The sequence below is a fragment of the Rhodococcus sp. NPDC058639 genome, assembly GCF_042717545.1.
Lineage (GTDB): Bacteria > Actinomycetota > Actinomycetes > Mycobacteriales > Mycobacteriaceae > Rhodococcus.
On the sequence record NZ_JBHXRF010000001.1, the window covers coordinates 192,763 to 211,931 of the forward strand.

Consider the following 19,169-nt stretch of genomic DNA (forward strand, 5'->3'; position numbering starts at 1 on the left):
AGCGATAAGCATCAGCTGCGGCCAGAGGTAACGAAAGAATAACGCGGTCCTTTCGAAACCGTAAGTCGCGCTCAGGTGAACTCGGTCACATCGCGGTTCGTTCCCAGACTCGGTGGGTGCCGAGCAGCTCCAAAAGCGCGCTGACGGCGTCTTCCGGACCGGTCGCAGAGACGACGCCCGGTGCCGCGACGCCCTCGAACAACGCCAGGCCGTCGCCCCACGCGGCAACCGCCTTCTGGTGCCGGAGCGTCTCGTCGACGAGGATCCGTGCCCGCGGGTCGAGTGCGGGGCTGGCGAAGAGAACCGCGTCGAACTCGACGGACCGTGCGGTGAGGAACGTCCTGGAGATCGGGACCACACCGCCGAGCTTCCCGCCGTGCGGCGCGATGACCAGCGGCACACAATCAGCGCCGTCGATCGCCTTCACGGCGGCCTGCACCTGATCGAGGTCGCTGGTGTCGTCCGCGACGATACCGATGATGCGGCCCTGAACCGGCCACGTCTTGCCCACCTGCGACAGCGCCGCGCTCGGGGCAGGATCGACGAGTTCGATAGTGGGCGCGGGAGCCTCGAGACCGAGTCCTGCCGCCACCGTCGCACACAGATCGGCGTCGATGTTGGCGAGGATCTGGAGCTGGCGCTCCTTGATCGTCTGCTCGTAGCACTTGCCGAGTTCGAACGTGTACGCGTAGGCGACGTGTTCCTTCTCGATCTCCGACAGGCTCTTGTAGAACTGGCGGACCTGCGAGTAGTGGTCGTCGAAACTCCGCGAGAGAGCGCGTTCCTTCTGCGCCGCCGGCAACTCGACCGGGAAGTCGATGAAGGCGCCTTCGTCGGCACCTGCTGCGAACGGGCATCCGGCATCGAGCGAATTCGGCTTGTACGGCGCGACGCCCTTGTGTACCGCGTGCTGGTGGAACCCGTCGCGCAGCATGTCGTTGACGGGGGCATGCGGGCGGTTGATCGGAATCTGGCCGAAGTTGGGCCCACCGAGCCGGGTGAGCTGGGTGTCCAGGTAGGAGAACAGGCGCCCCTGCAACAGCGGGTCGTCGGTGACGTCGATACCGGACACGAGGTGGCCGGGATGGAACGCGACCTGCTCGGTCTCCGCGAAGAAGTTGGTGGGGTTGGCGTTGAGCACCATGGTGCCGATGATCTGCACCGGAGCGAGTTCTTCCGGCACGATCTTCGTCGGGTCGAGCAGATCGATGCCCTCGAAAGTCTGTTCCGGATTGTCGGGGAACACCTGCACCCCGAGATCCCATTCCGGGTATGCCCCGGACTCGATGGCGTCAGCCAGGTCGCGGCGGTGGTAGTCGGGGTCGAAGCCGTTGATCATCTGGGCTTCTTCCCACACCAGCGAGTGGACGCCCAGGCGCGGCTTCCAGTGGAACTTGACGAGAGACGTCTCGCCCGCGTCGTTGATGAGCCGGAAGGTGTGGACGCCGAAGCCCTCCATCATCCGGTACGAGCGCGGAATACCGCGGTCGGACATGTTCCACATCGTGTGCGCGGTCGCCTCGGTGTGCAGCGAGACGAAGTCCCAGAACGTATCGTGCGCGCTCTGTGCCTGCGGAATCTCCCTGTCGGGATGCGGCTTTCCGGCGTGGATGACATCCGGGAACTTGATGGCGTCCTGGATGAAGAACACGGGAATGTTGTTACCGACCAGGTCGAAAGTGCCTTCGTCGGTGTAGAACTTGGTCGCAAATCCACGCGTGTCGCGAACGGTGTCCGCCGAACCCCTCGAACCGAGAACGGTCGAGAATCGCACGAAGACGGGTGTTTCCGCGCCCTTCTTCAGGAAACCGGCCTTGGTGACTGTGGTCGCTGCGCCGTTGGCCTTGAACACGCCGTGGGCGGCAGCGCCACGCGCGTGGACCACGCGCTCCGGGATCCGTTCGTGGTCGAAGTGTGTGATCTTTTCACGAAAGTGGTGGTCCTGCATCAGGATAGGGCCACGCGGACCAGCCTTGAGCGAATGGTCCGTATCGGTGAGACGCGCGCCCTGTGCCGTGGTGAGGAAAGCACCACTCTGCTGGCGGGCGCCGTCGATGTCGACCCGGTTACCCGTGGCTGTCACACCCGCCGGCTGCTGTTGGTCGGGCTTCGCTTCGGGAGCATCAACCGGTGTCGTGGGTTCTGTGAGCTGCGGCTCGATGGACGCGGGTGCGCCCGGAACCTTAGGGGGTTGCCCTGCCATATCGAAAACTCCGATCGGTAAGTGCGCGTTGGTCCTCTCCGAGTACCCGAACGCACCTGCGGCAAACCGAGTCGGAGCCGTCTCAATCCTGTGTGGTCCCGTGGGTCTCGCTCAGCATCGTCGATAGCTCTGCTTCCGTGCGTGTTTTTCCTATGCCGGCCGCCGACAGCACGCCGGAACCGTTCTCCACTTCGAGCACGGCGAGAAGGATGTGCTCGGTTCCCACGTAGTTGTGCCCGAGGCGCAGAGCCTCCCGGAACGTCAGCTCGAGTATCTTCCGGACCTGTGCGTCGTACGGGATCAGTTCGGGCAGCGCCTCACTCGACGGGGCAGGCAGCGTGGCTGCGATCGAGGTGCGCAGCGCCTCGAGATCGGTCCCCTGGGCAATGAGCGCCTGCGCGGCGAACGAGTCGGTCTCGGTGAGGAGACCGAGGGCGAGGTGCGCCGGAGCTATCTCGGGGTTGCCCGCGGCCCGGGCTGCGTTCATCGACGCCATGACCACGTTCTTGGCACGTGGCGTGAACCGGGAGAATCCTTGCTCGGGATCCAGGTCGTTCTCGCGCTTCGGAACGAATCGCTTCTGGGCCGCCTGTTTGGAAACGCCCATGCTGGCGCCGATCTCGGACCACGACGCACCCGAGCGCCGCGCCTGGTCGACGAAGTGGCCGATGAGGTGATCGGCGATGTCGCCCAGGTGATCTGCGGCGATCACGGCGTCGGAGAGTTGGTCGAGGACGTCGGGATGGACTGTCTTGATCCCCTCGATGAGGTCGTCGAGCCGAATGGGATGGGTCGGTCGTAAGGGTTCCATGCGTCAACGCTAGGTTGACGAGTCTGGTTCGTCAACCATTAGTTGACGCCTTGTTTCGGGCTCAGGTGCCGGGCTCAGGTGCCGCCCTCCGGTTATCGTCGAGTTCATGACACGACGAGTGAGTGTGTGGGGCGGCGGGTTCTGGCTCAGTGGAAAGACCCGGGAGGCTGCGCTCGACGCGGCCCGTGAACTCGACGATCTGGGCTACACGCGACTGTGGACGTCGGGTGGATTCGGCGAGGGCGTTCCCCCTGTGTACGGCGAAGTTCTGGATGCGACGACGCGCCTCGGCGTCGCGAGCGGCATCGTCAGCATCTGGCATGCGGAACCGGCCGACGTTGCCGCGACCGTCGCACGGTTCGAGGAGGAACACCCGGGCCGATTCCTGCTCGGCGTGGGTACCAGCCACGCACCCGTCGTCGACGCGAAGGCAGCGCACACCTACACCAAGCCGTACAGCCACATGGTCGAGTACCTCGACGCGCTGGACGCTGCGCAACCGCCGGTTCCCGCCGATCGCCGCGTGCTCGCGGCCCTCGGTCCGCGCATGCTCGCTCTGTCGGCGACACGAGCGGCCGGCGCTCATCCGTACTTCGTTCCTGCGGAACACACCGCGCAGGCACGCGAGATCCTCGGAACCGGGCCGTTGCTCGCGCCTGAGGTCGCCGTCGTGCTCGAGAGCGACGAGACCACCGCCCGTGGCATCGCCCGCGAATACATGCGCGGCTACCTGTCACTGCCGAACTACTCGAACAACCTGCTGCGTCTGGGGTACACCGAGGACGACGTGGCCGGTGGAGGCAGCGACCGGCTGATGGAGGCGCTGATTCCGTGGGGCGACCTCGACCGCGTCGTCGCCGGAATCGAAAAGCATTACAGCGCGGGCGCGGACGAGGTGGCCATCCAGGTGCTGACAGCCGATCCCAACGCGTTCCCGGCCGCCGAATACCGCGAACTGGCATCGGCACTCATCAGCTGAACGCCGTCCCGCGGCTTCTCGCGGAGCGTCAGTCCGTGCGATCGAATCGGGCCGGGAGCCGGAGGTAGAGACGGTCGACGAGGGGAAGCAGCGCAAGGGTGATGCCCGTGACGACGAGCACGGCCAGCGCAAAACCCGAGAGCACGTCGTGCACGAAGTGCACGCCGCCGGCGACCCGGGAGAACCCCAGCAGCAGCGCCACGGGCGCAACGAACCAGATGATGCGCGGGACGGCCAGAACGCAGGCGGTCGCCAGCGACGCGGCGATCACCGAGTGGTTCGACGGCCAGGACCAGTCCCCTACTTCGGGGCACTCCAGGACGGTGGTCACGTCGAATGCCCGGCACGGCCGGGGCTCGGTGATGACCAGTTTGACGAGCTCACTCGTCAGGTACGCCACCACGGCTCCCGCGCCACCGGCCACCATGATCCGGAGCGCGCGGTGGTCGCGCAGCCAGGACCGCACCGCCAGCACCGCAAACGTCGCAACCAGTACCAGCGGCCCCTTCTCCGCGATCACACCCGCCAGCACCCCGAGCGACGACGCCTCGGTGTTGCGGGCGATCGCGGTGTAGAACTCCTCGTGCAGAGGGACAGCCGCCAGGGCGAGGAAAGCCAGGGCGGCGGCGGCGAGCATCGCACGCCGGAGCGTCGACCGGGACAAGCGCGTACGAACGACGGGTGAAGCCTCGACCAAACTCATGGCACGACGCTATCGCGGCGCCGCACCGAGTCGTAGACCGGCAGCCGACCGCGATGCGGGCGTTGCCCGGCCGATCTCTACTCGACCGTCTCCAAGGAGTCCTCCTGCGCGTAGTGCGCGAGAAGTTCTTTTTCCCCGTCGCGCTTCGGGTACACGAAGAACACCAGTAGAGCGCCGAGAACGACGATCACGATCGCTGCGGCGTATGCACGATCGTCACCGTCGAGAAAGGCGGTGCGGGCCGCGGACATGATCTGCTGCGCATATTGCGGGTTGCTCTCCGCGATGTGAAGCGCGCCCGCGAACGACTTTTCGAGGGCGGCCTGCGTTTGCTCGCTGACGGACCGAGCGTCCGGTGTGCTTGCGATCATCGCCGCCCACGAAGCCGTGTAGCCGGCAGTCAGCAGTCCACCGAGCGTCGACTGCATGATGGCGCCACCCAGATCCCGCTGCAGATCCGAGGTACCCGACGCCATTCCGGCCCGTGAGACCGGAACCGAACTCGTGAGCGAGTGGGAGGCGGGTGTCCCTGCGAGGCCGATGCCGGCACCGATCAACATGAATACGAGGGCGATCGACCAGTAGCGGGCGTTCTCGTCCCACAGCACCAGCGCCAGGACCAACGCGAGCGCGATCGGCACGTATCCCGACAACAACGTGAACCGCGAACCGTACGCCTCCACGAGTTTCGCGGATTGCGGCGCCACGAGCACCATCACCGCTGCGGAAGGCAAGGCAGCCGATCCCGCCGCCAGCGTCGAGTATCCGAGAACGTTCTGCAGATACTGCTGGCTGACGTACATCGATCCCATCAACGACCCGAACACGATGATGCCCGCCACCGCCGCGACCCAGAAGATTCGGCGACGCGCGACCCGCAGGTCGAACAGCGGGTTCGGCGCCCGGAGCTGGCGGATGACGAACACGGCCCCGGCTGCCACTGCGATCGCCCCCGCGGAGATGGCGGTGGTCTGCATACCACCCACCGGCGCGAAGGTGATGCCGAGAACGAGCGACCCCACCATCACGACAGACACGACCCCGCCGAGGTGGTCGACCGGAGCGGTGGACTCGTTGACGTGCCTCGGGACGAACACGACCGTCAGGACGAGGGCCGCCACCGCCAGCGGAATCGTCACCAGGAACACCGATCCCCAGTAGAACCACTCGAGCAGTGCTCCTGCCACGAGCGGACCGAGCGACGTGAGACCACCGCCGATGGCGGACCACAATGCGATCGCCCGGGTCCGCGCCGCACCCGACCACAACGCGGTGATCAATGCCAGCGTCGTCGGGAATGCCAGCCCCGCGGATATGCCACCGAGCACCCGCGCAAGAAACAGCACCTCGGTGGTCGGAGCCAGACCGGCGAGCAGCGAGATCGGCACCGACAACGTCATACCGAGCACCAGCATCGTTTTGCGGCCGTAGCGGTCGCCGACCGCACCGAGATAGAGCACCGACCCCGCCAAACCCAGCGAGTATCCGACCGCGATCAGATTCAGGTCGGTTTGGCTGGTATCGAATGCTTTCCCGATGTCGGGCAGGGCCACATTCGCAACGGCGAGATTGAGATTCGCGACCGCCGCGACGAGGATGAGCGTTCCCAGCACCAGCGGCGCTCGGGTGGGCTGATCCGTCGTGGATGGGAGCACGAGAATCAGTGTGCGTCCTGCGACTCAGCATTCGTGCGTCGTTCGGGGAAGTGGTCTCACCACGCGAAACGGCGCCCGGAGCGCGGCAGGAACGAACGATTTTGCGCATCCACGGTTTGATCGTGACGAAACGGGTATAACCACCTCGGCAAAGAAGCAGTATGGGCTAGTCAATCTCTCGACCAAAGTCTCAAGGAAGGACCCGCGCGATGCTCGGACTCGGAATCCTCGGCTGGATCATCATCGGTGGTTTGGCCGGTTGGATCGGCAGTAAGTTCATGGGCACTGACGGCCAGCAGGGCATTCTCCTCAACGTTGTCGTCGGTGTGATCGGCGGCCTGATCGGCGGCTTCCTCCTGAAGCTGTTCGGTGTCGATGTCGAAGGCGGTGGGCTGATCTTCAGCTTCCTGACCTGCCTCCTCGGCGCAGTGATCCTGCTGTTCCTGGTCAAGGCCGTCACCGGCCGTGGCGTTCGCCGCTAAAGACTGAGGTAGCGCTTGGGGGCCCGCCGACGACGCCGGCCCTCGAACGCTCCACAGCTCACCGCCAAGGAAATGCCGGGCCCACACGGGCCCGGCATTTTCGTTGTGTCCGCCACAGCCCGCTTCGTTTCGGGGCCCGCCGGCTCGGGTATTTCATGCGGTATGAGTATCGAAGATGGCCCCGGCGACACCCTCAGCCCGAGCGAGGGTCTCGACGCGGACGAAGTACGCAATGACGACGGCGACGAAGTTGTCGATCCGCCCGAAGGATGGAGCGAAGCCGACAAGTTCGGCACGACCCAGCGCGAAGAGCAGGAAGGCGAATCGCTCGACCAGCGGCTTGCCGAAGAAGAACCGGACATCGAGCCCGAAACTCCGCCGGAAGTGCCGGTCGCGGTGATGCCGGACGACGAACTCACCGAAGACCTCGTGGACGAGATCATCGACGAAGAGGTGGACGAGGACGACGGCACCGTCAAACATGCGGAAGTAGTCGACGGGGTCATCGTCGAGGATTCCCGCGTGGACCGGGGCCAGATCGACGGTAGCCCCGAAGACGGGGATTCGATCTTCCCGATCGTGGAGTAGCACCGAGCGCAAGACCGGTAGGTTCGGCCCAGTGTCGCGTGAGCGTACCGAGATGATTCCGATCACCCTGCGTTGATCCGGGTTTCGCGAAAGAGGAAATTCGATGGTCGTCGAAGCTACCGCTGCGGGAGCAGTCGCCCTCGTCGAGCTGGGCATGGTGCTTACCCCCGGGCCGAACATGGTCTACCTGACGTCCCGCGCGATCGGGCAGGGCCGACGAGCCGGCCTGGTGTCGTTGGCGGGTACCGCGGTGGGATTCCTCTGCTATCTGTTGATGGCGGTAGCCGGTCTGTCTGTGGTCTTCGGTGCGGTCCCTGCGGCGTTCACCGTGCTGAAGCTGGCCGGCGCTGCATATCTCGTATATCTGGCCTGGGGAATGATCCGCCCCGGTGGACGCGGCCTGTTCTCCCCCCGCGAACTGGATCCGGTAAGCGATCGCCGGCTCTTCGGGATGGGCCTTCTGACCAACCTGCTCAACCCGAAGATCGCGTTGATGTACGCCGCGCTGCTCCCCCAGTTCGTGTCTCCCGAGTCGGGCCCGGTGTGGCTGCAACTTCTCCAACTCGGCGCGGTGCAGATCGTGATCGCAGTCGCTGTCAACGGGATGATCGTGCTCGGAGCGGCGAAGATCGCGGGCTTCCTGTTCGCCCGGCCGCGCGTGATGCTCGCTCAGCGATGGGCTGCCGGGACACTGTTGACGGGTTTCGCAGTGAGGACTGCGCTCGGCAAAGGACCTGCGCCCGCCTGAGACGTGCGCCCATTCGTGTCCGAGGTTATTTCCTGCGAGCGAACGCCACCATCGGACGCTCCACCAGGACGTAACTGAGCGCCGCCGCGCCGATTGTCGACGTGACGGTGAGGACCAGCAGTACGGGAGTCCCGCCGACCACTCCCCAGTCATCTGCTCCCACCGAATGAAGCCAGAATGCTATCGGCTCGTTCCAGAGAAAGATCCCGTAGGAGATGATCCCCAGCCCCGCCATGACGGGCAGGGCCAGTAGTCGCCGGGCACGGCCGGACGCCGGGTCGCCGAACACTGCGGGCGCGACGAGGAGCAGCGCGATGACGGTGCCCGCGACGTGCAGGATGTCGCCGGGGTTTCCGACTACGAACCCGAGCAGCAGAAACAGAGCTGTTGCGGCCGCCCAGCATGCGCCCGCGCGGCGTTCGGCGAACCGCACCAGCCGGGGCCGCTCCGGATCGTCGGCCCAGACGATGCTCGCCAGCGCGAGTGCCATGCCGGCCGCGAACCAATCGAGATGACCCAGCAAAGACCAGGCCAGAAATCCTGTCGGGCCTTCACCTCCCCCGAACAGGTAACGGCGGGCGACGAGGCTGAAAATCCCTGCGGCGCACAGTATCAACACCTCGACCTTCAATTGCGTCGACCGGGAACATCCTCGGAGGGTGCGGTGGAGCGCGAACGCGTAGAACGGCAGCAGTACGTAGAACGCGGCCTCGACGGACAGACTCCACGCGGGCGAAAGCCCCGCGAACGTGTGGCCCGGGATCCACGTCTGCGCGAGCCCGTAATAGATCCAGGCATCGCGGTTGAGCACGTCCACCCACGCTGGTATCAGCAGCGCGCAGGCGGTCAGGGCAACCCAGTAACCGGGGACGACCCGGAAGAAGCGGCGTTTCGCATAGCGTCCGATGTTCGGCATCTGCCGTCCGTCGAGCCGCGCCGACGCGAAGGGCCGGTACAACAGGAATCCGGAGAGCACGAAGAAGACCGGAACTCCCAAATTCAGCAATCGCGCGATGTCCCAGGTGTTCTCAGGATCGGGTGTGCTTCTGAGATAGACGTGATAACCGAGCACCATCAGTGCCGCGATCGCCCGCAACGGCTCGAGGAGGACGTACCGACCGGCGCGTGGAGCCGCCGTCGCTGCTTCGGCACTCGCCTGAGGCTGCGCCACCGCAGCCGGTAGCGGTGGAGAACCGTCGATACTCACGAGTTCGAACCCATCGCAGCCGCCTTCACATACCGTAGGTTTGACTAATCACAATATATCAATCTTCCGGTTTGTTTTTGTTTCCGCGGAGTAGCCCTGCGAATACGCGCGCCGGGTCACTACGTTGAAGAAGCCGGAACCACATCGGCCGGAAGGAATCGCTGATGTCCGATACTCCGAATCCAGGCAACACCGGATCACCCGGCCCCGGCTATTACCCCGACCCGTCGGGAGTGATGCGCTGGTGGGACGGAACCCGGTGGACCGATCGCGTACAGAACAGCGGTCCGTCCCCGTCCGCGCCCCAGCCACCACCCCCTCTGCCGCCGAAGAAGTCGCACACGCTCCGCAATGTCCTGCTGGCGTTGCTCGCAGTGTTCGTGTTGGCAATCGGCGGATGCATCGCCGTCCTGGCGGTCGCGGGGAACGAGGTCAACGAGGCGATCGAGTCAGCGGAGGTGGACGACACTGCTCCGGGCGGCCCCGACAACCCGCTGACGATTGCAGAGGGGCAACCGTTCGAGGTCTCCGGATTTCAATATGCGCCCGGGTGGTCCGTTACCCAGGACGCACTCGGTGACGTTCAGGTGGAGGGCCTACGAGTCACGAATGCGCGGGACGACACGGACGGCGCGATCGTAGAGATCAAGCTCATGAACGGAAACGAAGTGGTGGCCCTGGTCAACTGCACGACGGAGCAGATTCAGGTGGGGCAGACGACATCATTGAACTGCGTTGGGGCCGATGACTTCCCGGCGACGTACGACCGGATCACCATCAACGACGCCTTCTGAGCCGATCGCTCGCAGGCACTGTGCCCACAGCGTCCCGGGTCCGCGCAGGTGACGCGTCGACTCTGCGCAACCCGGGCCTTCACGATCGGTTGCGGCGACTCGAGAGACGAGCGAGGTCACGCAGGATGGCGGGCGCGCGGCGTGCCATGGTCAGCACTGCCCGGTCGGCCAGAGTGGGGCGAGGCGCCGCCGCCGGCTGGACGAAACGCTCCCCGTTCGTCACCGCGAACATCCCCACCTCACCGGGGACGCCCTTGAGTCGATGATCACCGAGATCGGTGAAGTCGAGTCCGGCGCCGACCGCAAGATCGCGCACGGTCTGGGAGCACCTCACCTTTCCGGGTCCGGCGGAAGCAGCGATACGCGCGCCGACATGCACGGTCATCCCGGTCAGCTCGGGACCGACGCGGGTCACCGTTCCGACGTGCACCCCGGAACGGACCGACAGCCCGAGGCTCGTCGCGGTCCGGATGATCCGGTGCGCGCATTCGAGAGCGGCCGCGGGACCGTCGAAAACGCTCAAATTCCCGTCACCCGCGAGGCCCACCAACCTTCCCCCGCCTGCTTCCACCTCGAAGCGGACCGACCTGTCGTGTGCGGCGAGGAGAGTCGCGAAATGGAGGTCGCCGACCTCTGCCAGCACGTCGGTCGAGCGGACGACATCGGTGAAAAGCACAGCGCCGAGAAAGCAGTCCGCTTCCACCGGCCGGACCACTCCCGTCGCAAGTTCCTCGACATAGTCGAGCACGGGAATCAACGCCTCACCGAGGGTTGCGCCGGCCGGTACCGGTGGCAGGTCGCGGACCACCCCGTTGGGCACAAGACCCCTGGCCCCACCGCGCGTACGCGCGGCGATACGACTCGACGAACCGATCTCGTTCGGCGACCGTCCGGGCGGCGGGCGGGCCGTCATCCTCGGACACCAGTGCCTCGGACCACGGTTGTGCAAGGACGAGTCCGGTGATCCGGTCGGGGCACCGGGCGGCCGCGAGTGCGGCTGCCCCACAGGTGCTGACCGCTCCGACCATTGTGGCCTGCGCGACACCGGCGTCGTCGAGCACCGCGAGGATGTCGTCGGCCTGCTCGTCGAGTGTCGGGACGTGGTCGACGGGGTCGGACAACCCGAAGCCGCGCCGCTGGAAGAACAGCGAGCGGGCGAAGCTGCTGCAGCGTTCGAAGTTGTAATGCAATGGGGATCGGTCCACATCAGGTCCGGGTGCAGCACGTCCTCGCAGAACCATGCGACCGGGTGGTGCCCTCCCTCCACCACCTGGTACGCCAGTGCGTCACCGTCGCGCTGGATGTACCGCGTCACGGGCGGATCCATGCACACCACGATAGGTGGCGACCCGCCCCCGCCACGATTGAACTCGTGCGCCCGATGGCTGGGTCACTTGCTGTCGACAGCGTGAGCGGCCTGCTCCGCGACGCTCAGATCCGTGTCGGCGCCGACCACCATGGCGACCGTTCACCGAACGGAACGTAACGGTCGGCTTGTGCTTTCCGATGCTCCAGCAGGAGGGTGCGGCAACCGCACCAGAGGAGGACGCTCGTGCTCACTCGAATGCTTACTCGAACCCTAGTAACGGCCGCGATCGCCGTCGGCGCCGTGTTGACTGCAACTTCGGGAGCGTCCGCGGACACACCCGACGACCCGTACGGCTTCCGTGCGATCCGCGACCGCACCGACTACTTTGTCGCCCCGTTCGACCCGGGTGCGTTGGTCGGCGCGAACACCCACAAGCCGATCATCTTGAGCCCGTATGGCGCCAGGCATAAGATCGAGTGTCGCGGCGACGGGCACTACGTGTCGATCCACGACTGCGTGCAGTACGACACGAACGGTGTCGCGCACGAACTTCGCCTGCTGGCCAACCCGATTCGCCCCGTCTACGTGTACATCTGACCCCCCGAGTGCACTTTTCGGCAAGTGCAGGTGGGACGGAGACGAACGAGGGGGGTCGCGTGCTCTTGCTGCCCCGGGCGGCCTTGATCTGGGGTTGGCTGAGGTACAACGCGGAGGACAGATCCGCGTCCCCCAGCCTGGTGCCGCGCAGGTCGGCGCCGCAACCTGGCTCAGGATCGGGCGAGACGGCTCCCGCGCCGGTGTCGCAGTCATCACGGCGCTTGCGGAAGCCTTCTGCGAGGCACCGGGTGATCCAGTAGGGGACTCGTTCCTCTCCTCCTCGAGCACCTATCGCGTAGGTATATCGAGACAAAAACGAGGTCACGATCTCTTGCGAGTTCGTGACCTCGTTCGTCGCAGTTCGTGGAACTGCTTCTGGTGGGCGAAGGGGGACTTGAACCCCCACGTCCCGAAGGACACTGGCACCTGAAGCCAGCGCGTCTGCCATTCCGCCACTCGCCCGAGCAACGCAGAAAACAGTAACACAGCTCCTAATCAAACAACGATTCGCCTGGTCAGGGCGAAAACGGAGCCTCACGGGACCCCTGCGCAGTACCGATCGGAACACGCGCGGGGTGCCACCCGGTCCAAACGTAGAAAAAGTGGATACCATGCAGTTGCACGATCTGCATCACGACACGCGGAGACCTGAAAGGGGGTCGCAAATGGGCATCGCCCAACGATTCGAACGCAAGCTTCAGTCCGCTATCGGCGACGCTTTCGCCCGCGTGTTCGGCGGCGGCGTAGTTCCTCAGGAAGTCGAAGCTGCCCTGCAGCAAGAGGCGACCGACGGCGTCCAGCAGCTCGATCGAGGCCATACGCTGGCCCCGAACAAATACGTGATCACCATCAGCGAATCCGATCATGAGGCCCTCGCTGCCGACCGGGACTTGACTGTCAAGGCCTTCGCGCGTCACCTTGATGACTTCATCCGTGAACAGGGATGGCAGACGTACGGTGACATCCAGGTCGTCTTCGAGTCGTCGTCGGCACTGCACACAGGGCAGTTCCGGACTCGCGGCTCGGTTGATCCAGATGTGGGGCGCTCAGCGGCGCGCGCCCCGGCTCCGCGGAACCCGCAGATCCGCCCAACAGTGACACCCGAACCAGGAGTTGGCCCCATGACGCAGAACCCCGGCTACGAACCGAGCCGTGACCCCGCCGAGGCGGAACCGCAGTACGCACGCAACGGTCACGCGCACGTCGGCCAGGATCAGCGTTACGCACAGGGCTACAACAACGGCGCGGGCTACGCAGGCAGCCAGGCCTACAGCGACCCCCAGCAGGGCGGTTACGACAACCAGCCCCAGGGTGGCTACGGCGACCCGGCCCAAGGCGGCTACGACCAGCAGGCCTACAGCGATCAGAACTACGATCCGCAGGGCTACTCCCAGCCTGCCGGTTACGACCAGCCCGCCGGTTACGACCAGCCTGCCGGATACGACCAGCAGGGCGGCTACGACCAGCAGGGCGGCTACGACCAGCAGGCCTACGGCGCACAGCCCCAGGCATACAGCCAGGACTACGGCCGCGACGGCGCTCAGCAGTACGGGCAGCCGGGCTACGACGATCGTTACCAGGCTCCGCAGCCACAGGGCGGCGGATACGACCAGGGTTACGCCGATCAGGGTTACCAGGCTCAGCCGTACGGCCAGCAGGGCTATGCCGACCCGGCGTACGACCAGGGCCAGGGCTACGCGGCAGCAGAGCCGGCGTACGACCAGGGCTACGCGGGAGGTGGCTACCAGTCCCCCGCGGCCGGTCGCGTGCTGACGGCCACCCTGCAGCTCGAAGACGGCAGCGGCCGCTACTACCAGCTCCGTGAGGGCAGCAACATCATCGGTCGCGGGCAGGACGCACAGTTCCGTCTCCCCGACACGGGTGTCTCGCGTCGTCACATCGACATCCGCTGGGACGGGCAGGTCGCGATGCTTTCCGATCTCGGATCCACGAACGGCACCACCGTCAACGGCGCGTCCATCCAGGACTGGCAGCTCGCCGACGGCGATATCGTCCGGGCGGGCCACTCCGAGATCCTTGTGCGCATTCTCTGAGCTGCGGATATCCGGGGCCTACGGGGTCCGTCGACACCGTCCGACGCGTGTACTGCGCGTCGGACGCTGTATCGAGTCGGCCGTGTCCGTATTGTGAGTAACCGCAGTGCACCGGACGGCATGTGCCGGTCGACCGAGCCGAAGGAGGATGAGCCGTGCAGGGGTTGATTCTGCAACTGACCCGGGCGGGTTTCCTCCTCCTGCTGTGGTTGTTCGTGTGGTCCGTGCTGCGCAGTCTGCGGTCGGACATCTACGCGGGAACTGCTCGACCGTTGCCTCGGTATTCACCGAAGCAGTCGATGATCCCGTCGCTGGGCCGCAACAAAACCGCCAAATATCTCGTGGTGACCCACGGTGCGCTAGCCGGCACCCGGATCACCCTGGGCACCCAGCCCGTCCTCATCGGCCGCGCCGACGACTCGACGCTGGTGCTGACCGACGACTACGCCTCGACCCGGCACGCCCGGTTGTCGCCGCGGGGATCCGACTGGTACGTCGAAGACCTCGGGTCGACCAACGGCACGTATCTGGATCGTGCGAAAGTCACCACCGCTGTCCGCGTCCCTCTCGGTACGCCTGTCCGAGTGGGTAAAACCGTGATCGAGCTCCGCCCGTGACCCTTGTATTGCGTTATGCCGCCCGCAGTGACCGCGGCCTCGTCCGATCGAACAACGAGGACTCCGTCTACGCCGGCGCACGTCTGCTCGCGCTTGCCGACGGTATGGGCGGGCACGCGGCCGGTGAGGTCGCCTCCCAGCTGATGATCGCCGCGCTCGCGCATCTCGACGACGACGAGCCCGGTGGTGACCTCCTCGGAAAGCTCGACTCCGCGGTCCGCGAAGGCAATGCCTCTATCGCCGATCAGGTGGACGAAGAACCCGAACTCGACGGGATGGGCACCACGCTCACGGCCATCCTGTTCGCCGGAAGCAAGCTCGGGCTCGCGCACATCGGCGACTCCCGCGCCTATCTGCTGCGCGACGACCAGCTCACCCAGATCACCCGCGACGACACGTTCGTGCAGTCACTGGTGGACGAGGGTCGTATCACTGCGGAGCAGGCCCACACCCATCCCCAGCGTTCGCTCATCATGCGCGCCCTGACCGGCGCCGAGGTCGAGCCGACGCTGACCGTCCGCGAAGCGCGGGCCGGCGACCGCTACCTGATCTGCTCGGACGGCCTGTCGGATGTCGTGAGCGACGAGACGATCGCCAACACGATGCGCGAGGGCACCCACGACGAGTGCGCCGACCGGCTCATCGAACTGGCGTTGCGCAGCGGTGGCCCCGACAACGTCACCGTGGTCGTCGCCGACGTGATCGATCTCGACTACGGACAGAGCAAGCCGATTGTCGCCGGCGCTGCGTCGGGCGACAACGACGACGACACTCCCCCTCCGAACACTGCTGCCGGACGCGCCGCCGCGATGCGCCCGCCGCGCGCCGCTCCGAAGCGTGTGATCGTCCAGGCGCCCGAGACGCCCCCGAAGAAGCGCAGCCGATTGTGGTGGCCCGTCGTCATCCTCGCGATGGTCGCGCTCCTCGCCGTCGGCCTGGTCGTCGGCCGGCAACTCGTCCGCAACAACTACTACGTGGGCGACAACAGCGGAGCGGTGACCGTCCTGCGCGGCCTGCCCGGAAATGTCTTCGGATACTCGCTCCAGGAAGCCGCCCGCGTCGGGTGTCTCACCGACGACGGCGCGCTGACCCTCACCGCGCCCGGCGATGCGCAGTGCCGCGTCATGCTCGTCGACGATCTCTGGCCTGCCGCTCGTGAACAGGTCCGCGCGGGCTTGCCGTCGGGCTCGCTCGAGGACACGAGCGCTCAGATGGAACGTCTCGCCGAGATGGATCTGCTGCCCGTGTGCTCCGTCGAGGAAGCACCGCCGAGCGAGCCCACTCCGGCACCGCCGGCGACTCCGGCACCCGGAACGGACGGCACTGCCGCACCCGGCGTTCCTCCGGGCGAAGCTTCTGTGCCGACACCACCGGTTGCACCGGCACCCGGGGTGGACGGTCAGCCGCTCCCCGCGCCTGAGACGACAGCGCCCGAGGTACCGGCGGCACCTCCTGCGCCGCCCCAGATACCCGGCCAGAACTGCAGGGTGGGCGCCTGATGTCGGTGACCCATGGCGCGGGGGCCTTCCCAAGTCCCCCGGGTGGCTTCGCTCCGGCACCGGTTCAGTCGACAGGTCGTAATACCGAACTTCTCCTGATCCTGGGTGCGATCGGTATCACCACGGTGTCGCTGATACTCGTCGAGGCGAGCCTCGAGCAGACGATCACCCCGGATCTCCTGAAGTACGGCGTGACGTACGCGGCGCTGTTCCTCGTCGCGCACCTCGCCGTGCGCCGGTTCGCCAAGTACGCCGATCCTTTTTTGCTGCCGATCGTGGCGTTGCTCAACGGACTGGGACTGGTGCTCATCCACCGGCTCGATCTCGCCGACCAGGAGAACGCCCGCTACATGGGTGTGGAAGCGCCGTCACCCGATGCCACGCAGCAGGTGCTGTGGACCGCGCTCGGAATCGTGCTGTTCATCGCGGTCCTCGTGTTCCTGCACGACTACCGTCTGCTCGCGCGGTACAGCTATACCCTCGGCCTGATCGGACTGGTCGCGCTCGCGATTCCGGCGCTGCTGCCGTCCCGGTTCTCCGAGGTCAACGGCGCGAAGATCTGGATCAAGCTGCCCGGATTCAGCATTCAGCCGGGTGAGTTCGCCAAAATCCTGCTGATCATCTTCTTCGCGTCGGTGCTCGTCGCGAAACGCGATCTGTTCACCACCGCCGGCAAGCATTTCCTCGGCATGGACTTTCCCCGGGCGCGTGATCTCGGCCCGATCCTCGCGGCCTGGGTTCTCTCCATCGGTGTGATGGTGTTCGAGAAGGACCTCGGCACGTCGCTGCTGCTGTTCACCACCGTTCTCGTGATGCTGTACATCGCGACCGAACGCGTCGGCTGGCTGGTGATCGGCTTCTCGCTGCTCGCGGTCGGGTTCTATTTCGCGTACCAGATGTTCGGCCACGTCCGGGTGCGCGTCGAGACGTGGCTCGACCCGTTCTCCGACTACAACAACACCGGTTACCAGATCTCCCAGTCGCTGTTCGGTCTCGCGACCGGCGGTGTCGCGGGTACCGGTCTCGGAAGCGGACGGCCGATCCAGGTGCCGTTCGCGAAAACCGACTTCATCGTCGCCACCATCGGCGAGGAACTCGGGCTCATCGGGCTCGCCGCCATCCTGCTGCTGTTCCTGATTCTGGTCATCCGAGGCCTTCGCACCGCCCTGGCAATCCGTGACAGCTTCGGCAAGCTCCTCGCCGCCGGCCTGTCGTTCACCCTGGCGGTCCAGCTCTTCGTGGTGGTCGGAGGCGTGACGAAGTTGATCCCCCTGACGGGCCTGACCACACCGTTCGTGTCGTACGGCGGTTCGTCTCTGCTCGCCAACTATCTACTCCTGGCACTGCTCATGAAGATCTCCCATGCTGCCCGCGAACCCGTGGTTCCGCGCAAGAAGGCCACGCCGATCGCGGACGCGCCGACGGAAATGTTGGGGCGCGAATGAACAACCCGCTTCGTAAGGTTGCGATGGCGGTGATGTTCATGGTCGTCGCTCTTCTCGCCAACGCCACGTATGTGCAGGTCATCAAGGCCGATGACCTGCGCACCGATCCGCGCAACTCCCGCGTGCTGATCGACGAGTACTCCCGTCAGCGCGGTCAGATCTCCGCGGCGGGGCAGGCTCTGGCTGTCTCGATCCCGACCGACAGCCGCTACAAGTACCTGCGCGAGTACCCGGCACCGCCGAATCAGCCGATGAGCCCGCTCGCCTACGCGCCTGTCACCGGCTTCTACTCGATGCAGTACGGGAGCACCGGACTCGAGCGCTCCGAGGATGCGCTGCTCAACGGGTCCGACAACCTGCTGTTCGGTCAGCGACTGTTCGATCTGGTCTCCGGACGCAATCCCCGTGGCGGCAACGTCGTCACGACGATCGACCCTGTCATGCAGCAGGTCGCCTACGACGAACTGACGAGCAGGGGCTACACCGGTTCGGTCGTCGCGATCGAACCCAACACGGGCCGGATCCTGACCATGGTGAGCACGCCCAGTTACAACCCCAACCGGCTCTCCGGACACGACGGGGCAGCGACGTCGGCGGCGTGGGACGAACTCAACGCCGACCCCGACAAGCCGATGCTCAACCGCGCGATCTCGCAGACCTACCCGCCGGGGTCGACCTTCAAGGTCGTCGTCACGGCTGCGGCCCTCGAGTCCGGCGTCACCCCCGACACGCAACTCACCGCTGCCCCGAACATCACCCTGCCCGACACGGCGACCACCCTCGAGAACTACGGTGGTGCCGCGTGCGGTGGCGCACCGACGGTGACGCTGCGTGAGGCGTTCGCGCGGTCGTGCAATACCGCCTTCGTCGAAATGGGCATCGCCACCGGGCGGGAAGCCCTCGTCGACCAGGCCGAAGCGCTGGGAATCGACGAAAACATGGAAGTGCCACTGCCGGTCGCGCCGAGCACCATCGGGCCCATCCCGGACGGGGCCGCTCTGGGCCAGACGAGTATCGGACAGCGCGACGTGGCGCTCACCCCGCTCGAGAACGCGTCGATCGCCGCGACCATCGCCAACGGTGGTGTCCGGATGGAGCCGTATCTCGTCGAGCGTCTGCAAGGTCCTGATCTCGCGGTGCTCGAGGAGACCACACCGGAGTCGCTGGGCCAGGCCATTGCGCCGGAGGTCGCGGCGACCCTCACCGACCTGATGGTGGGTGCCGAGGACTTCGCCGGAGGCCAGGGCATCCCCGGTGTGGAGATCGCGTCGAAGACCGGTACCGCGGAGCACGGCAGCGATCCCCGCAACACCCCGCCGCACACGTGGTACATCGCGTTTGCGCCGGCCCAGCAACCCACCATCGCCATCGCGGTGATCGTGGAGGACGGTGGCGACCGTGCACTCGCCGCGACCGGCGGCTCAGTGGCCGCGCCCATCGGACGAGCCGTGATCTCGGCCGGGTTACAGGGAGGCTGA

The 19,169-nt window shown here is 65.9% G+C and carries 18 protein-coding genes and 1 tRNA gene; 11 read left to right on the forward strand and 8 right to left on the reverse strand.

What is annotated here, in order from left to right; genetic code table 11:
* Positions 1–85: 85 nt before the first annotated feature.
* The gene (locus ACFWU2_RS00870) at positions 86–2,203 is read right to left on the reverse strand and encodes a catalase (RefSeq protein WP_378598880.1); all 2,118 of its coding nucleotides are present in this window, start codon (positions 2,201–2,203) and stop codon (positions 86–88) included.
* A gap of 82 nt (positions 2,204–2,285) precedes the next feature.
* Positions 2,286–3,014 carry a Clp protease N-terminal domain-containing protein gene (locus tag ACFWU2_RS00875; RefSeq protein WP_378598883.1) on the reverse strand — a complete coding sequence of 243 codons (729 nt, stop codon included), beginning with the start codon at positions 3,012–3,014 and terminating at the stop codon, positions 2,286–2,288.
* Between the two features lie 118 nt (positions 3,015–3,132).
* Between ACFWU2_RS00875 and ACFWU2_RS00880 the strand changes: the two genes are divergently transcribed.
* A complete protein-coding gene (locus tag ACFWU2_RS00880; RefSeq protein ID WP_378600178.1) occupies positions 3,133–3,993 on the forward strand; it encodes an LLM class F420-dependent oxidoreductase in 861 nt (286 codons plus the stop codon).
* A gap of 28 nt (positions 3,994–4,021) precedes the next feature.
* Here the strand turns inward: ACFWU2_RS00880 and ACFWU2_RS00885 are convergent, their stop codons facing one another.
* Positions 4,022–4,696: a phosphatase PAP2 family protein gene (locus ACFWU2_RS00885; RefSeq protein WP_378598887.1), complete on the reverse strand. Its 675-nt coding sequence runs from the start codon at positions 4,694–4,696 to the stop codon at positions 4,022–4,024.
* 77 nt (positions 4,697–4,773) lie between these two features.
* On the reverse strand, positions 4,774–6,351 hold the full coding sequence (locus tag ACFWU2_RS00890; RefSeq protein ID WP_378598890.1) for an MFS transporter: 1,578 nt from the start codon (positions 6,349–6,351) through the stop codon (positions 4,774–4,776).
* Positions 6,352–6,560: 209 nt separating this feature from the next.
* Between ACFWU2_RS00890 and ACFWU2_RS00895 the strand changes: the two genes are divergently transcribed.
* The 3 genes from ACFWU2_RS00895 (at position 6,561) to ACFWU2_RS00905 (ending at position 8,169) form a co-directional block, all read left to right on the forward strand.
* Positions 6,561–6,833 (forward strand): GlsB/YeaQ/YmgE family stress response membrane protein, encoded by a 273-nt coding sequence (locus ACFWU2_RS00895; protein WP_378598893.1) that lies wholly within the window; start codon positions 6,561–6,563, stop codon positions 6,831–6,833.
* Positions 6,834–6,995: 162 nt separating this feature from the next.
* On the forward strand, positions 6,996–7,421 hold the full coding sequence (locus tag ACFWU2_RS00900) for a hypothetical protein (RefSeq protein ID WP_378598896.1): 426 nt from the start codon (positions 6,996–6,998) through the stop codon (positions 7,419–7,421).
* A 103-nt stretch (positions 7,422–7,524) separates the two neighbouring features.
* Positions 7,525–8,169, forward strand: coding sequence for a LysE family translocator (locus ACFWU2_RS00905; protein WP_378598899.1), 645 nt, complete (start codon positions 7,525–7,527; stop codon positions 8,167–8,169).
* Positions 8,170–8,194: 25 nt separating this feature from the next.
* Here the strand turns inward: ACFWU2_RS00905 and ACFWU2_RS00910 are convergent, their stop codons facing one another.
* The gene (locus ACFWU2_RS00910; protein WP_378598902.1) at positions 8,195–9,376 is read right to left on the reverse strand and encodes an acyltransferase family protein; all 1,182 of its coding nucleotides are present in this window, start codon (positions 9,374–9,376) and stop codon (positions 8,195–8,197) included.
* Positions 9,377–9,540: 164 nt separating this feature from the next.
* On the opposite strand from ACFWU2_RS00910, the gene ACFWU2_RS00915 reads away from it, so the two are divergent.
* Positions 9,541–10,170: a DUF2510 domain-containing protein gene (locus ACFWU2_RS00915; RefSeq protein ID WP_378598905.1), complete on the forward strand. Its 630-nt coding sequence runs from the start codon at positions 9,541–9,543 to the stop codon at positions 10,168–10,170.
* Positions 10,171–10,249: 79 nt separating this feature from the next.
* Here ACFWU2_RS00915 and ACFWU2_RS00920 read toward each other — a convergent pair whose 3' ends face one another.
* Positions 10,250–10,990, reverse strand: a complete 741-nt coding sequence (locus tag ACFWU2_RS00920) for an adenylate/guanylate cyclase domain-containing protein (protein WP_378598910.1) — start codon at positions 10,988–10,990, stop codon at positions 10,250–10,252.
* Positions 10,932–11,375: an alpha/beta fold hydrolase gene (locus ACFWU2_RS00925; protein WP_378598913.1), complete on the reverse strand. Its 444-nt coding sequence runs from the start codon at positions 11,373–11,375 to the stop codon at positions 10,932–10,934. The genes ACFWU2_RS00920 and ACFWU2_RS00925 overlap by 59 nt, the downstream gene beginning before the upstream one ends.
* A gap of 407 nt (positions 11,376–11,782) precedes the next feature.
* Between ACFWU2_RS00925 and ACFWU2_RS00930 the strand changes: the two genes are divergently transcribed.
* Positions 11,783–12,076, forward strand: coding sequence for a hypothetical protein (locus ACFWU2_RS00930; protein WP_378598916.1), 294 nt, complete (start codon positions 11,783–11,785; stop codon positions 12,074–12,076).
* Between the two features lie 376 nt (positions 12,077–12,452).
* On the opposite strand, the gene ACFWU2_RS00935 is transcribed toward ACFWU2_RS00930, so the two are convergent.
* A tRNA-Leu gene (locus ACFWU2_RS00935) sits at positions 12,453–12,538 on the reverse strand.
* Positions 12,539–12,741: 203 nt separating this feature from the next.
* On the opposite strand from ACFWU2_RS00935, the gene ACFWU2_RS00940 reads away from it, so the two are divergent.
* The 5 genes from ACFWU2_RS00940 to ACFWU2_RS00960 all read left to right on the forward strand — a co-directional run bounded on the left by ACFWU2_RS00940 (position 12,742) and on the right by ACFWU2_RS00960 (position 19,169).
* Positions 12,742–14,130, forward strand: a complete 1,389-nt coding sequence (locus ACFWU2_RS00940; protein ID WP_378598919.1) for an FhaA domain-containing protein — start codon at positions 12,742–12,744, stop codon at positions 14,128–14,130.
* Positions 14,131–14,285: 155 nt separating this feature from the next.
* Positions 14,286–14,747, forward strand: a complete 462-nt coding sequence (locus ACFWU2_RS00945) for an FHA domain-containing protein (RefSeq protein ID WP_378598923.1) — start codon at positions 14,286–14,288, stop codon at positions 14,745–14,747.
* Positions 14,744–16,246: a PP2C family protein-serine/threonine phosphatase gene (locus tag ACFWU2_RS00950; RefSeq protein ID WP_378598926.1), complete on the forward strand. Its 1,503-nt coding sequence runs from the start codon at positions 14,744–14,746 to the stop codon at positions 16,244–16,246. Before ACFWU2_RS00945 ends, ACFWU2_RS00950 begins: the two co-directional genes overlap by 4 nt.
* The gene (locus tag ACFWU2_RS00955; protein ID WP_378598929.1) at positions 16,246–17,691 is read left to right on the forward strand and encodes an FtsW/RodA/SpoVE family cell cycle protein; all 1,446 of its coding nucleotides are present in this window, start codon (positions 16,246–16,248) and stop codon (positions 17,689–17,691) included. The genes ACFWU2_RS00950 and ACFWU2_RS00955 overlap by 1 nt, the downstream gene beginning before the upstream one ends.
* Positions 17,688–19,169: a peptidoglycan D,D-transpeptidase FtsI family protein gene (locus ACFWU2_RS00960; protein WP_378598932.1), complete on the forward strand. Its 1,482-nt coding sequence runs from the start codon at positions 17,688–17,690 to the stop codon at positions 19,167–19,169. Before ACFWU2_RS00955 ends, ACFWU2_RS00960 begins: the two co-directional genes overlap by 4 nt.